The sequence below is a fragment of the Oecophyllibacter saccharovorans genome (assembly GCF_006542375.1).
GTDB lineage: Bacteria > Pseudomonadota > Alphaproteobacteria > Acetobacterales > Acetobacteraceae > Oecophyllibacter > Oecophyllibacter saccharovorans.
The window spans coordinates 1,607,665-1,621,725 of sequence record NZ_CP038143.1 but is presented as its reverse complement, the minus strand read 5'-3'; the positions used below and the strand labels follow the sequence as shown (position 1 = coordinate 1,621,725).

10 protein-coding genes and 1 pseudogene are annotated in these 14,061 nt (G+C 66.4%); 4 read left to right on the top strand and 7 right to left on the bottom strand.

The window, feature by feature from the left end; all coding sequences use genetic code 11:
• Positions 1-7 precede the first annotated feature (7 nt).
• The gene (locus E3E11_RS07000; RefSeq protein WP_141451764.1) at positions 8-1,615 is read right to left on the bottom strand and encodes a peptide chain release factor 3; all 1,608 of its coding nucleotides are present in this window, start codon (positions 1,613-1,615) and stop codon (positions 8-10) included.
• Between the two features lie 127 nt (positions 1,616-1,742).
• On the bottom strand, positions 1,743-2,360 hold the full coding sequence (gene rpsD / locus E3E11_RS06995; protein WP_141451763.1) for a 30S ribosomal protein S4: 618 nt from the start codon (positions 2,358-2,360) through the stop codon (positions 1,743-1,745).
• 433 nt (positions 2,361-2,793) lie between these two features.
• Between rpsD and E3E11_RS06990 the strand changes: the two genes are divergently transcribed.
• Positions 2,794-4,059 (top strand): MFS transporter, encoded by a 1,266-nt coding sequence (locus E3E11_RS06990; protein ID WP_141451762.1) that lies wholly within the window; start codon positions 2,794-2,796, stop codon positions 4,057-4,059.
• A gap of 9 nt (positions 4,060-4,068) precedes the next feature.
• Here the strand turns inward: E3E11_RS06990 and E3E11_RS06985 are convergent, their stop codons facing one another.
• Positions 4,069-5,577 carry an MATE family efflux transporter gene (locus E3E11_RS06985; protein ID WP_141451761.1) on the bottom strand — a complete coding sequence of 503 codons (1,509 nt, stop codon included), beginning with the start codon at positions 5,575-5,577 and terminating at the stop codon, positions 4,069-4,071.
• Positions 5,578-5,765: 188 nt separating this feature from the next.
• Between E3E11_RS06985 and cysS the strand changes: the two genes are divergently transcribed.
• From cysS to E3E11_RS06970, 3 genes are read left to right on the top strand one after another with little or no spacing between them, the layout of a single operon-like run.
• Positions 5,766-7,223 (top strand): cysteine--tRNA ligase, encoded by a 1,458-nt coding sequence (gene cysS / locus E3E11_RS06980; RefSeq protein WP_141451760.1) that lies wholly within the window; start codon positions 5,766-5,768, stop codon positions 7,221-7,223.
• Between the two features lie 6 nt (positions 7,224-7,229).
• Positions 7,230-8,099, top strand: a complete 870-nt coding sequence (locus tag E3E11_RS06975) for an RNA methyltransferase (protein ID WP_141451759.1) — start codon at positions 7,230-7,232, stop codon at positions 8,097-8,099.
• 5 nt (positions 8,100-8,104) lie between these two features.
• Positions 8,105-9,112, top strand: coding sequence for an ion channel (locus E3E11_RS06970; protein WP_141451758.1), 1,008 nt, complete (start codon positions 8,105-8,107; stop codon positions 9,110-9,112).
• 18 nt (positions 9,113-9,130) lie between these two features.
• On the opposite strand, the gene gltX is transcribed toward E3E11_RS06970, so the two are convergent.
• From gltX to E3E11_RS06950, 4 genes and pseudogenes are all read right to left on the bottom strand, one after another.
• Entirely contained in the window at positions 9,131-10,471 is a 1,341-nt protein-coding gene (gene gltX / locus E3E11_RS06965) for a glutamate--tRNA ligase (RefSeq protein WP_141452213.1), read from the bottom strand.
• Between the two features lie 204 nt (positions 10,472-10,675).
• Positions 10,676-11,035: pseudogene (locus E3E11_RS06960) on the bottom strand (hypothetical protein); the annotation flags it as partial.
• A gap of 104 nt (positions 11,036-11,139) precedes the next feature.
• Positions 11,140-12,285, bottom strand: a complete 1,146-nt coding sequence (locus tag E3E11_RS06955) for a beta/alpha barrel domain-containing protein (RefSeq protein ID WP_195804984.1) — start codon at positions 12,283-12,285, stop codon at positions 11,140-11,142.
• Positions 12,286-12,459: 174 nt separating this feature from the next.
• The gene (locus E3E11_RS06950) at positions 12,460-13,875 is read right to left on the bottom strand and encodes a class II 3-deoxy-7-phosphoheptulonate synthase (RefSeq protein WP_141451757.1); all 1,416 of its coding nucleotides are present in this window, start codon (positions 13,873-13,875) and stop codon (positions 12,460-12,462) included.
• Positions 13,876-14,061 lie beyond the last annotated feature (186 nt).

Genomic DNA, 14,061 nt, shown 5'->3' with positions numbered 1-14,061 from the left:
ACGCGCTTCAACCGGCCTGCATGCCGATCTGCTTGATGTCGTGGAAAGCGAGGTCGGGATTGGTTTCGGCAGCGCGGGTCATCATGAAGCCGGAGCTGGCGAGAAAGACCGGGTCGCCGTCCAGGTCGTCGGCCATGGCGGTGCGATTGAGAGCAGTGAATTTCTCCAGCGCTGCGGGGTCGCCTGTCACCCAGCGCGCCAGGGTGTAGGGCGTGCTGTCGAAGCCGACCGGCACGTTGTATTCCGCCTTCAGCCGCGACTGGAGCACGTCCAGCTGCAGGGTGCCCACCACGCCCACGATGGGGGGCGCGCCGTCCTGGGGGCGGAAGAGCTGAACCACGCCTTCCTCGGCCAGCTCCACCAGGGCCTGGCGCAATTTCTTGGCCTTCATCGCATCATCAAGCCGCACGCGCCGCAGGATCTCGGGCGCGAAATGCGGCACGCCGGTAAAGCGCAGCTCCTCGCCTTCGGTCAGCGTGTCGCCGATCCTCAGCGTGCCGTGATTGGGAATGCCGACCACGTCGCCGCCGAAGGCCTCCTCGACCAGCTGGCGGTCCTGGGCGAAGAAGAACTGCGGCGTGTGCAGAGCGAACTGCTTGCCGATGCGCACATGCTTGAGCCGCATGCCGCGCGTCAGCCGGCCCGAGCACACGCGCGCGAACGCCATGCGGTCGCGGTGGTTGGGGTCCATGTTGGCCTGGATCTTGAACACCAGGGCCGTAACGGGCTCCTCATCGGCGCGGACCTCGCGCGTTTCGGTCTTCTGGGCGCGGGGCGGCGGACCGAAGGCCACCAGGGCGTCCAGCAGATCGGTCACGCCGATCTCCTTCATCGCCGAGCCGAAGAAGACCGGCGTCAGGTGGCCGGCATCAAAGGATTCCTGGTCGAACTCCGGCAGGGCGGCGCTTGCCAGCTGGCATTCCTCCTCCATCTCGGTCAGGCGCGGGTCGTCAGGCGGCAGCTCTTCGGTGGTGTGGAGCGTTTTGGTGCGCAGGTCATAGGTACCGACGAACTTGGCCGCCCGCCCCACAGGCCAGGTTGCAGGCGAGACATCGAGCGCCAGGCCTTCAGCGATCTCGTCGAGCAGGGCGAAGCAGTCCTGGGCTTCGCGGTCCATCTTGTTGATGAAGGTCAGGATCGGGATGTCGCGCAGGCGGCAGATCTCGAACAGCTTGCGCGTACGCGCCTCGATGCCCTTGGCGGCGTCAATCACCATCACCGCGCAGTCCACGGCAGTGAGGGTGCGGTAGGTGTCCTCGGAGAAGTCCTCATGGCCCGGCGTGTCGAGCAGGTTGAAGACACAGCCACCGTAATTGAAGGTCATGACCGAGGTGACGACCGAAATGCCGCGGTCGCGCTCGATGCTCATCCAGTCCGAACGCGTCCGCCGCCGCTCGCCCTTGGCGCGCACATTGCCCGCCATCTGGATGGCGCCGCCTGCGCGCAGGATCCGTTCGGTCAGGGTGGTCTTGCCCGCGTCCGGATGGGAGATGATGGCAAAGGTCCGCCGCCGCGCGATCTCGCCGGTGAGCGGGTTGGGCGCGGTTTTCACCTCTCCGGCGCTGGCAGCGGCGGCGGAGAAGACAGGCGACGGGACGGGCGGGAATGCGGACATGACGGACCTGCAGGGATACGGACGGACAGAACAGATAACGGCTACGGGGAAAAAGCAGAAACGCCGGACGGATGATCCGCCCGGCGCTCCGATAATGCGGCTGGAACTGGCCGAAGCCAGGGGCCGGTCAGCGGGAGTAGAACTCGACCACCAGGTTCGGTTCCATCTGCACGGGGTAAGGCACGTCCGAAAGCTGGGGCACGCGCAGGAAGGTGCCCTTCATCTGGCGGTGGTCGGCTTCCATGTAGTCAGGCACGTCGCGCTCGGGGCTCTGGACGGCATCCAGCACGATGGCGAGCTGCTTGGCCTTGTCGCGCACCTCGATCACGTCGCCTTCCTTGACCAGGTAGGAGGGGATGTTGACGCGCTTGCCGTTCACCATGACGTGGCCATGGTTGATGAACTGGCGGGAAGCGAACGGGGTGGCGGCGAATTTCATGCGGTAGAGCACCGCGTCCAGCCGACGCTCCAGAACACCGATCAGGTTTTCCGACGTATCGCCCTTGCGGCGGACGGCTTCATCATAATAGCGGCGGAACTGCTTCTCGCCGATATTGCCGTAGTAGCCCTTCAGCTTCTGCTTGGCCATCAGCTGGATGGAGTAGTCGGAAGGCTTCTGGCGGCGGCGCTGGCCGTGCTGGCCGGGGCCGTATTCACGGCGGTTAACCGGGGACTTGGCGCGGCCCCAGAGGTTGACGCCGAGGCGGCGGTTGATCTTGAACTTGCTTGCAAGCCGTTTGGACATAGGTGTTCCCGTCTCTCTGTCAGGCCCGCTCCCTGCCGCGCAGCGAACCGTTTGTTGGACCGGTAGTCTCTCCTGCCCCACGCCTGCGCTCCCCAAAGACATGGGAGAGACGGCCTGGGCCAGGGAGCGGGATCTCCTGCTGCAAAGCGAGAGGCCGGCGCGCGGCACGCTGTGGGCCCTCTGCTCAGGATATCCGCATTTCCGGCAGTGGGGCTGCGGATACACCAGCTGGGCGGTCGTGTCAATTTCCTGTCAATTTTCCGTCAGTTTCCCGTCAGTTTCCCGCTCACAACCTGCGGAGCGCCCGCCCCTTTCAGCGCTCTGCAGCCGATGCGCCCTTGTGTGCACCCCCTGACCGCGCCCATAGAGAAAAGAGATGAACAACCTATAAACATCTTCCTGAACTGTTGCCCGAGAACTGTTGCCTGAGCCCATGACCTCTGCCCCCCACGCCCCTGCGCCCGATCCGTCCCCTGATCTGTCCAATACCTCCGCCAGTGACCCCGCCTCCCCCCTGGCGCGCCTCACTGCGCCGCATGGAGTGCGGCCTGCCCTGCTTGCGCTGGCATTGGGCACCTTCACCATCGGCACCGGCGAGTTCGGCATGATGGGCGTGCTGCCGGAATTCGCCCGCTCGCTCAACATTACGCTTGAGCAGGGCAGCCTGGTCATCTCGGCCTATGCGCTCGGCGTGGTCGTGGGCGCGCCGGTGATCGCCGTCCTCGGCGCGCGGCTGGCGCGGCGCACGCTGCTGATGGCCATGCTGGGGCTGTTCGTCATCGGCAATGTGGGGACGGTGCTGGCAACGTCCCTGCCCGCCATTCTGGTCATGCGCTTCATCACCGGCCTGCCGCACGGCGTTTATTTCGGCGTCGGCGCGCTGGCGGGCGCCACGCTGGTCGACCGCTCCCACCGCGGGCGGGCCGTGGGCCAGGTGCTGGGCGGCATCATGATCGCCACCGTTATCGGGGCACCTCTGGCGACCTTCGTTTCCGACCATGTCGGGTGGAAGGCCGTCTACGCCGCCCTGGCGGTGCTGGGCACGCTCTGCCTGCTGGGCGTGGGCTGGTTTCTGCCGCGCGACACGCCTGACAGAAGCGCCAACCCCCTGACGGAACTCACCGTCTTCAGAAGCCCCCAGGTGCTGCTGACCCTGCTGACGGCAGCGGTGGGCTTCGGCGGGCTGTTCGGCATCTATACCTTCCTGACCTCAGCACTTGCGGATGTGACGCATCTTTCAGCAGGCAGCATCACGCTCTACCAGGTCGTGTGGGGCTTAGGCATGGTGGGGGGCAATGCGGTCGGCAGCGCGATGATCGACCGCAACCTCGACCGTACCACCATCTGGTCCCTGGCGGCCAGCACGGTCTTCATGGTGGCGTTCTCGTTCTTCATGCCTGACCGGCTGCCGCTGCTGGTCCTGTGCTTTCTGGTGCCTGCCGCCTCCATCATCCTCAGCCCGGCCATGCAGACCCGCCTGATGGACTGGGCAGGCCGCGCGCAGACGCTGGCCGCCTCGCTCAACCACGCCGCCTTCAACCTGGCCAATGCCTTCGGCGCCTGGTTTGCAGGCCAGCTCGTGGGGCTGTGGGGGCTGACCACCATCGGCTGGGGCGGGGCGCTGCTCTCGGCAGGCGGGCTTGGGATCTACCTGGTCACCGTGGCGTTGGCGCGCCGGCACCAGCCGCCTACAGCGTAACGCCCGCCTTCAGGCCGCTTGGGCCTGGCGCTCAGCGAGCTCCCGCGCGTCATGGACCGCCTCTTCCCTGATGAGGCGCTTGAAGACGCGCCACAGCCGGATGCCCAGTGCGATGGAGGTCAGCCCCAGACCCACGGCCAGGCCGATCCACAGCCCCCGCACGCCGTAATGGCAGTGAAAGGCCAGCCACGTGCCCAGCCCGATGCCGCCCACGCCGTAGGTGCCGATGCCGATCAGCATCGGGCCGTTCACGTCCCCGCAGCCGCGCAATGCGCCGCCGCAGACCGTCTGCAACCCGTCAACGATCTGGAAGATGCCTGCGATCCGCAGCAGCGACACCGCCACTGCAAAGGTGGGCGTAGAGGCGGCATTCCCCCAGAAATACAGCCGCGCGACCGCCTGGGGCATGATGAAGAGGATGAGGCCTGTCAGGCAGGTCCAGACCAGCACCAGAGCGAGGGCTGTGACAGCGGTGCGACCGGCCTGCACCATCTTGCCCGCCCCCCGCCAGTAGGCCACGCGGATATTGGCCGCCTGCCCGATGGCCAAACAGACCATGAACAGCAGCGAGGCCGTCTGCAGCGCCACCTGATGGGCGGCCAGGCTCTGGGTGCCGAGCTCGCCTGCCTGCAGGGTGGTGATCTGAAACAGCAGGATCTCCGAGGCGGCCGAGGCCATCATGGGCAGGCCCAGGCGCAGCAGTTCCTTGAGTACCGGCCAGCGCACGCGCACCAGCTCCATCACCGCCCGCACCGAGGGCCACAGCCAGCACAGACCGACCAGCACGATGCCGATCGTCCAGCCCGTTATGGTGGTGGCCAAAGCCGACCCAAAGAGGCCAAGCGGCGGCAGGCCGAACCAGCCCTGGATCAGCGTTGCGTTCAGCAGGCCGTTGCAGATCGCCATGGCCGGCATGGTCCACAGCAGGATCCGCTGCGCGCCCAAAGCAGGCAGGGTCACGCGGCACAGGCCGATCAGAGTGAGGTCAGGCAGCAGGGACCACAGCAGGATGTGGATGAATTTCGTCCCCTGCGTCACCACCGTTGCCGGCTCGTGCAGGCAGGCAAACAGCTTGCCGGCAAAGAGCAGCAGGATGAAGCACGGCACGAACGCCATCAGCGCCAGCGCCAGCCCCGCACTCAGGACGCTGCGGCCGTCATGCAGCACGTCCTTGCCGTGATCGGCCGCCCCGCGCGAATGGGCCAGCAGCACCCCCACCCCGCCCAGCACGCATTGGAAGATGACCATGGTGGTCATGAAGAAGTTGTTGGACAGGCCGCCGACCGCCAGCGCCTCCACGCCCAGCCCGCCCAGCAGGGCGGTGTCGGTCACCCCCATCGACATTTCAGAAAGCTGCGACAGCGCCAGCGGCAGCCCGACGCGGACCAGCGCTGCGGCATGGGCGGCAAAGCCCGTGCCCGCCCGGCCGGGTTGAAGCCCGGTTGCGGAGGGTTCAGGCGCAGCCGTTTCAGAAAGGGCGGAAACAGGTTGCGGGGAGGAATCTTTATCGGAAGTCATGCCCTCTCTTAACCTCCTGCCTGCACATGGCAAGGCCTGCCAGCCTGCCAGGCAGCGCAAGGGCGTGGTTAATCTGCACCATTCTGCAGCCAAGGTGGCACACCGGCCTGCGGGGCCGTCTTTTCCCCTTCCCCTGCAGGCGCTTTCCTTACAGAATTTATAAAAAGACAGATAGAACCAGAGAGACCATGACAAGCGCGCCGCCTTCCGTCACCCCTGCGACTCCCGCCCCCAGCCTTGAGCCTGATAACCTTGTGCCTGACAGTCTTGAACCTGATGAGGGGCCAGCCGCCCAGCCGGGCGGGTTGAAGTTCCACGATAGCCACAGCCGCACCCTCACCCCTTTCGTGCCGCTCGACCCGGCTGACATCCGCGTCTATTTCTGCGGCCCGACCGTCTATGACCGCGTGCATCTGGGCAACCTGCGCGCCATGCTGTGCGCCGACATGCTGATCCGCGTCCTGCGGGCCCGCTTCCCCAAGGTGACCTTCGTGCGCAACATCACCGACATTGATGACAAGATCATCAACCGCGCGCGCGAAACCGGGGAAAGCCTCCAGACCCTCACCGAACGCACCACGCGTGAATTCCACGAGGACCTGAAAGCGCTCAACGTGCTGCCCCCTGACATCGAGCCGCGCGCCACCGCCCATATCAGCGAGATGCTGGCCATGATCGAAGGCCTGATCGCCCGTGGCCACGCCTATGAGGCAGAGGGGCACGTGCTCTTTTCGGTCAGCTCCTTTGAAGGTTACGGCCAGCTTTCAGGCCGCAGCGCTGAAGACATGCTGGCAGGCGCGCGCGTGGAGGTGGCGCCCTACAAGCGCGCGCCTGATGATTTCGTGCTGTGGAAGCCTTCCACGCCTGACCAGCCGGGCTGGGAGAGCCCTTACGGGCGCGGGCGGCCGGGCTGGCACCTTGAGTGCTCGGCCATGTCTGAGCGCTACCTGGGCACCAGCTTCGACATCCATGGCGGCGGGCAGGACCTGCTCTTTCCCCATCATGAAAACGAGCGCGCCCAGTCGCTGTGCGCGCATCCGGGCACGCTTTTCGCCCGCACCTGGCTGCATGTCGGCATGCTGCGGGTGGACGGCGAGAAGATGTCCAAGTCACTGGGCAATTTCCACACCATCCGCGCCGCGCTGGAGCGCGCGCCTGCTGAAGCGCTGCGGCTGCTGTTTCTGGGCACGCATTACCGCGCCACGCTCGATTTCAGCTGGGACAAGCTGGCTGAAGCCCGCCGCACCATGGACCGCTTCTACCGCGCGCTGGAGAAAACCCCGCCCCGCCCGGGAAGTACCGTGCCCCATACCGTCGCCCGCGCGCTTGATGACGACCTCAACACCGCCCTGGCGGTGGCTGAACTGCACCAGCTGGCTGACCGCGCGCTGGGCGGCGAGCAGGAGGCAGCCGACGCGCTGCTGGCGGCAGGGCAGCTGATGGGGCTTTTCAGCCTCACGCCCGAGCAGTGGTTCCAGGGCGGCGCGGAGCTTGCGCCTGAGGTGATTGAAGAGCTGATCGCCGAGCGACTGGCGGCGCGCAAGGCGCGTGACTTCGCCCGGGCCGACGCCATCCGCGCCGAGCTTGCCGCCAAGGGCATCCTGCTGGAAGACGGCCCGGGCGGCACCACCTGGCGGAAAGGATGAGCCTTCGTGACCGGACGTGACGGCGGCGCTGACCTGGCGCCGATGAGCGAGTTCGAACCCGTGGTGATCCTGGTGCGCCCGCAGCTTGCCGAGAATATCGGCGCCACGGCGCGCGCCATGGCCAATGGGGGGCTGTTTCACCTGCGCCTGGTCGCCCCGCGCGACGGCTGGCCCCAGCCGCGCGCCTGGCGCACCGCCTCGGGCGCGGACAGAATTCTCGAGCAGGCAGGCGTTTATGAGACGGTTGATGACGCTGTTGCCGACCTGCAGCGCGTCTTTGCCACCTGCCCCAGGCCGCGCCACATCATCAAGCCGGTCATGACCGCGCGCGGCGCCGCTGCCGAATTGCGGGTTGCAGCTCAGCGGCAGCTCAGGACGGGCATCCTCTTCGGCCCCGAACGGGCGGGGCTGGACAATGAGGACATGGCGCGCGCTGACACGCTGATCCGCTACCCGCTCAATCCGGACTTCATGTCGCTCAACCTGGCGCAGGCCGTTCTGGTCATGGCCTATGAGTGGTACCTGGCCGGCGAGCAGACGCCCGAGCGCCATTTCATGACCAATGAGACCCGCATCGCCACCAAGGGCGAGGTCGATAATTTCATGACCCATCTGGTGCGTGACCTGGATGAAAGCGGCTTCCTGCGCAACGCCCAGAAGCGGCCCGGCATGATCCGCAACCTGCGCCATCTCTTCGCCCGCGGCGAGGTGACCGAGCAGGAGCTGCGCACCCTGCACGGGGTGGTCAGCGAGCTTGCCCGCGGCCGTGCGCCGGGCGTGCGACCAGAGCCAGCCACAGATACAGCCCCGGCCCCAGGCACGATGCCGCAAGAGCCCCTTCCCGCCGCCCCCGCCACCCCTGAGCAGAAAAGCTGAACGCCGTGAAATTTCCCCACAGGGCTGCCCCCTTTCATTTCAGGCGCAAACGCACCGCGCTGACCCTGCTTGAGCAGGAAAACACGTTTCCCAACGTTCGCAAGGTCGGCATCCGCCATTCGCTGACCGGGGATCTCTATCACCGCATGCTGGCCATCCGCTGGCCGGGCTTCTTCATGATCATGGGGGTTATCTACATCCTGCTGAACATGCTGTTCGGCGCGGCTTACTGGCTGCTGCCCTCAGGCAGCGTGTCGGGCCTCACCCGCCATACCTATCTCGGCTATTTCTTCTTCAGCGTGCAGACGCTCTCGACCGTCGGCTACGGGGTCTCGGCCCCGGTCTCCATCGCGGCCAACCTGGTCATGACCTTTGAAGAGCTGACGGGCATGATGTTCACAGCACTCGCCACGGGACTGGTGTTCGCGCGCTTCTCGCGCCCCACGCCCTGGGTGATCTTCAGCCGCAATGTGGTCATCTGGGAGGAGAACGGCATCTACCGCATGGCCCTGCGCATCGGCAACCTGCGGTCGACCCCGCTGATCGATGCCACCGCCGTGGTGGTGCTGGCGCGCACCGTGACCGAGAAGAACGGCCAGCGCGGGCTGGAGGTTGAAAACCTGGTCCTGGAGCACGCGCAGGTGCCGCTTTTCCGCGTCAGCCTGCCGGTCGTGCATGACATCATGCCCGGCAGCCCCCTCTACGGGCTGACGATCGAGCAGCTGAAGGCGCAGGATGCCGAGATCATCGTCACCCTGACAGCCACTGACGAAGTCTCGGCCCAGAGCGTGTTCGCCTGCCACACCTACGGCCCGGGGGCCTTGCGCGAGAATGTCGTCTTCCGCGACATCATCAAGTCCCTGCCCTCAGGCAGGCTGGTGGCTGACTTCAAGCTGTTCGACGCCCTGGTGCCTGTGGAGACCGCACGCCAGGCCTTCGAGGCCCAGACGGCCGGCAAGACAGCCAGCAAAGCCCCCACCAAGATCACCGCTGACGTCAAGGACGCGCCGTAAACAGGCTACGCGCGGGCCTCACTCAGACTGGGCAGCGGCTTCCTGCAGGCGGCTCTCGGCGCGGGGGCGGCCGATGAGGGGGAGGAGCTTGGCCAGTTCAGGCCCGGCGTCCTCGCCGGTCAGCGCCAGGCGCAGGGGCAGGAACAGGGCTTTGCCCTTGCGGCCGGTGGCTTCGCTCAGCGCGGTGGTCCAGGCCTTCCAGCTCTGATCGTCCCAGGGCTCGGGCGGCAGGAGGGAAGCGGCCTGGCGCAGGAAATCCGCTTCTCCCGGCTGGGGGGTGGGCGCGATCGTGCCGTGAACAACTTCCCACCAATGAGGGATTTCAGTGCCCAGGTCGATATTGCCGCGCACGGCCTCCCAGAAGGCGGGCGTGCTGCCTTCTGGCAGCAGGGGGCGGGCCTGCTCGAAGGTCATGGCGTGCAGGGCGCGGCGGTTGAGCGCCAGGAGCTGGTTCATGTCAAAGCGTGCGGGCGAGCGCGAGACATGGGCGAAATCATAGCCTGCGACCAGGGCCTCGCGCGGCTCCAGCACCAGGTCCTGCGAGGTGCCCAGGCGGGCGAGATATTCCATGAGCGGCAGCGGCTCCAGTCCGTCATGGCGCAGAGTGGAAAGCGCCATGGCCCCCTTGCGCTTGGAGAGCTTCTCGCCCCCCTCGCCCAGCAGCAGCGGCAGATGGGCGAAGGTGAAGCGGTCAGGCGCGGCACCCAGGGCCTCGGCGATGTCGAGCTGCACGCCGGTATTGGTCATGTGGTCCTCACCGCGCACGATATGGGTCACGCCCATGTCGAGGTCGTCGATGATGGAGGCCAGGGTGTAGAGAATGGTGCCGTCCGTGCGCACCAGCACCGGGTCTGACACGGCGGTGAGCTTGACCGAGCTTTCGCCCATCACCAGGTCGTTCCAGTGCTTGGAGCCGTCGCTCAGGCGGAAGCGCCAGTAAGGCACCTTGCCGTTGGCCTCGGCGCGCGCGCGTTGCTCATCGGTCATGTTGAGCATGCCGCGGTCATAGAGCGGCGGCTTGCCGGCGCGCAGGCGCTGCTCGCGCTTGATCCGCAGCTCCAGCTCGCTTTCAAAACAGGGGTAAAGCCGCCCGCTGGCCTTGAGCTTCTCCACCACCGCCGTATAACGCGCGGTGCGCTCGGACTGGCGCGCCTCTTCATCCCATTCGATGCCGAGCCATTTCAGGTCGCGGCGGATGCTGTCTTCATGCTCCTTGCGGCCCCGGCTGGCGTCCGTGTCGTCCATGCGCAGCAGGAGCGGGGCATTGTGGCGGCGGGCGAAGAGATAATTGGCCACCGCCAGCCGGGCATTGCCGACATGGAGCGAGCCAGTGGGTGACGGGGCGAAACGCAGCTTCATGGGGAGTTTGCTCAAGACGCGCCCTCAGCCCGCACCGTGGTCGTGATCGTGGCCATGAGCGCTGTGGTCATGCCCGTTGTGGTTCCCGCTCTCATGCCCGCCATTTTCATGACGGTGGCGGATGATCTCGATCAGCTCGTCGTCATCAAGGTCGTCCTCGTCTTCAGTGGGGTGCTGGAAGGCTTCGGCACCCACCGCATCCGCCTCGTCAACCAGGCGGCGGGGGTCCAGCGCGCGCCAGTCACGCTCCATCGGCGTTGCAGGCTCGGTGACGAAATCATTGAGCTCCGAGCTCGACTTCCACCCGTCCTCGCCTGCGTCAGGCACATCGGCGTTTTCACCGAAGGCAAGCCAGCTGTCGAGCGTCTCCTTGGGCGTGGCGCCGGGCACGCGGGAGCGCTCGACGCTGTCGCGCACATAGGCGCGCGCAAAGGCGTTGGCATGGGCCAGGTCATGGAAGCCCCGCACCTCCTCGATGCGCTCGTCGTCAGGCGCGTCTGGGTTGGACTGGTCGATGATGCGCACCACCCAGCCCTTGGGGATGTCGGAGGGTTCGCCGTTCACCTCATCGGCAGGCAGGATGTCGGCAGGCGCCACCTCGACGGATTCGACGTCGATGATCTTGTCCTGTTTGTCCCCGGACGCCGTGCGGCCCGCATTCTTGTCGCTCATGCCTTGTTACTTTCCTGAGATTGGCTTTCCTGGAGGTTCTTGAGCAGGAACTCGCGCCCCACCTTGACGCGCGGTTGCCCGTTATAGGAGACGATGTCGGCCGTCGCATAGGTCTCAGCCCAGGTTTCGGGCAGGAAGGAGCCTGTGCCCACCACGTCCACCGGGGCGTTGGCGTCCTGCATCGCAACGCATTTGGCCACTGAAAAGCCTGAAGAGGCGACGATCTTCACTTTCGGAAAACCGGCCCCGTCCAGCGCTTCGCGCATGCGCCAGATGGCCGCTGCCGAAACGCCTGTGCCCACAAGGTAGCGCAATTCCTTCTCCGAGCGATAGCGGCGGATGGTGCCGGGCGTGCGCCGCTCCAGCACCGCGTAGGAGGACTGGGGGTCCAGCCCTTCGAGGAAGCGGCTGCCATGCGTGTCCAGCCGCACCGAAAGCCGGCCTTCGGCGGCCATTTCGGGGAATCGGCGGCAGACTTCCAGCGCGTCGGTGATCTCGCGGCCGAAATAATCCACCAGCACCGTCATCGGCTCGCCCGGGAAGGTGTCGGCATACATTTCAGCAGCGCGCAGAGTGCTGCCTGCGTAGCCGATCAGCGCATGGGGCATCGTGCCCAGCCCCTTGGTGAGGCCGAAGAAGGGGGCCGTGTGGTCATTGGCATTGCCGATGAAGCCCACTGCCCCTTCCCGCTGGGCTGCGCGCGAGCCCACGGCAGCACCGTAAGCCATCTGCTCCTGCATCTCCATGCCGGTGCAGTGGCGGGCGTCCATCGCCAGGAAGGGCGTTTCGGGCAGGGCCATGGCCATCTGGTAGGCGTTGTGGGCGGCAACGCAGGTGGCGCCCAGCTTCTGCAGCAGCATGGTCTCAAGCGGGGCCAGGGCAGCGAATGAGCCGCTGAGGTAGAAAAGCGGCTCGCCCGCGCCGACCCAGCTGCCTTCGGGATAGATTTCGCGGATATCGACCTGGAAGTTTCCGGCACGCGCCACGTTGCGCAGCCAGGCCTGGGCCAGACCGCAGGCTGAGATCACCGGGCGGCGGAGGAAGACGGCGTAGGTGACCTCGCAATCGCCGTAATGGCGCACCACGTCGCGGGTGCGGATGAAGTAGCTGTCCACCCGGCCTGCGATGTTGCCTTCCTCCAGCGTGGTCAGCGCCGCCTGGTCCCGGCCGCCAACCTGGGCGATCACCTCCTGCGCCAGGGTCGGGGTCTTCTGGGGGTCCGATTGGAGTGCCGCCCCTTCCTTGCCCCCGTTGCCCTCATTGCTGTTCTGGGTCACGCGCTCACCTCCTGCCTGGCATATAGATGTGTGCCCCGCTCAGGAGGCGTAAAGCCCGCTTGCGCCCAGGATGTCAGCCAGGCGGAAGGCCATCTCCAGCGACTGCGCCGCGTTGAGGCGCGGGTCGCAGAAGGTCTCGTAGCGTGCGCTCAGATCCGCGTCCGTCAGGCCGTTGGCCCCGCCCACGCATTCAGTGACATCCTGGCCCGTCATCTCGAAATGCACGCCGCCCGGACGCAGGCCTGCGCGCTCGAACACGTCGAAAAAGCCCACGATCTCGCTGAGGATGTCGTTGAAATCGCGCGTCTTGACCTTGTTGGCTGTGCTGCGGGTGTTGCCGTGCATGGGGTCGCACAGCCAGGTCACCGAGCGCCCGGTGCCCTGTACCGCCTCCAGCAGGGGGGGCAGGAGCTGGCCCACTTTGGCCGCCCCCATGCGCGAGATCAGCGTGATGCGCCCGGGCTCGTCAGCGGGATTGAGGATCTCCAGGAGCTTCTCAAGGTCTGCCACGGTGGTGGTGGGGCCGACCTTGATGCCGATCGGGTTGCGCACGCCGCGCAGGAACTCCACATGCGCCCCGTCCGGCTGGCGGGTGCGGTCGCCGATCCACAGGAAATGGCCCGAGCAGTCGTAATGGGCGCCTGTGGTGCTGTCGATGCGGGTCAGCGCCTGCTCATAAGGCAGCAGCAGGGCTTCATGGGAGGTGTAGAATTCGGTTTCGTCCAGCTGGGGGGCGGCCTGGCTGATGCCGCAGGCATTGAGAAAAGCCAGGGTCTCGTCGATGCGGCGCGCAAGCGCACGGTAGCGGTCAGCCAGAGGGGTGCGGCCGACGAAATCGAGGTTCCAGCGGTGCACCTCATGCAGGTTGGCGTAACCGCCATGAGAGAAGGCGCGCAGCAGGTTGAGCGTGGCGGCCGACTGGAAATAGCCCGTCTCCATCCGCTCGGGCGCCGGGGTGCGGGAGGCTGCGGTGAAGGCCGGGTCATTGATGATGTCGCCGCGGTAGCAGGGCAGCTCCACGCCGTCGCGCACCTCCACATCCGAAGAGCGGGGCTTGGCGAACTGGCCTGCCAGGCGGCCGATCTTGACCACGGGCACCTTGGCCCCATAGGTCAGCACGACGGCCATCTGCAGCAGGACGCGGAAGGTGTCGCGCACGAAATTGCCGCTGAAATCAGCGAAGCTTTCAGCGCAGGGGCCGCCCTGCAGCACGAAGGCCTCCCCCCGCCCCGCTGCGGCCAGGCGGCGCTTGAGCCGGCGGGCCTCGCCTGCGAAAACGAGCGGCGGATAGGTGGAAAGGCGCTTCTCGACCGCCTCCAGCGCCGCCTGCTCCCCGTAGCTCGGGGCCTGGCGGATGGGAAAGTTCCGCCAGCTGGCAGGCGACCAGCCGCGTGGGGCCGTTTCCCTGGCCGCGGGCTCACTGGCGGTGCCCGCAGGGGCTGCTGAAGACTGCATGCTGTTCCAACTCCCGTTCATCGGCCCGGCGCCTGCCAGGCGCAGCTGCAAACCACTCTTGAGCCACTATGACGCAGCACCACGGAGGTGAAAAGAGCGGGCCCAGCTCCAGTGCTGTGCAGGGCGGGGCCGAAGAGCGGCAGATAAGCAACAGGCGGGACATATTTCCCCCAGCTACCCTGCTGC

Bases quoted from the DNA above. Each gene is read 5' to 3' on its own strand.
- E3E11_RS07000 (WP_141451764.1), bottom strand. From the start codon at position 1,615: ATGTCCGCATTCCCGCCCGTCCCGTCGCCTGTCTTCTCCGCCGCCGCT.
- rpsD (WP_141451763.1), bottom strand. From the start codon at position 2,360: ATGTCCAAACGGCTTGCAAGCAAGTTCAAGATCAACCGCCGCCTCGGC.
- E3E11_RS06990 (WP_141451762.1), top strand. From the start codon at position 2,794: ATGACCTCTGCCCCCCACGCCCCTGCGCCCGATCCGTCCCCTGATCTG.
- E3E11_RS06985 (WP_141451761.1), bottom strand. From the start codon at position 5,577: ATGACTTCCGATAAAGATTCCTCCCCGCAACCTGTTTCCGCCCTTTCT.
- cysS (WP_141451760.1), top strand. From the start codon at position 5,766: ATGACAAGCGCGCCGCCTTCCGTCACCCCTGCGACTCCCGCCCCCAGC.
- gltX (WP_141452213.1), bottom strand. From the start codon at position 10,471: ATGAAGCTGCGTTTCGCCCCGTCACCCACTGGCTCGCTCCATGTCGGC.
- E3E11_RS06950 (WP_141451757.1), bottom strand. From the start codon at position 13,875: ATGCAGTCTTCAGCAGCCCCTGCGGGCACCGCCAGTGAGCCCGCGGCC.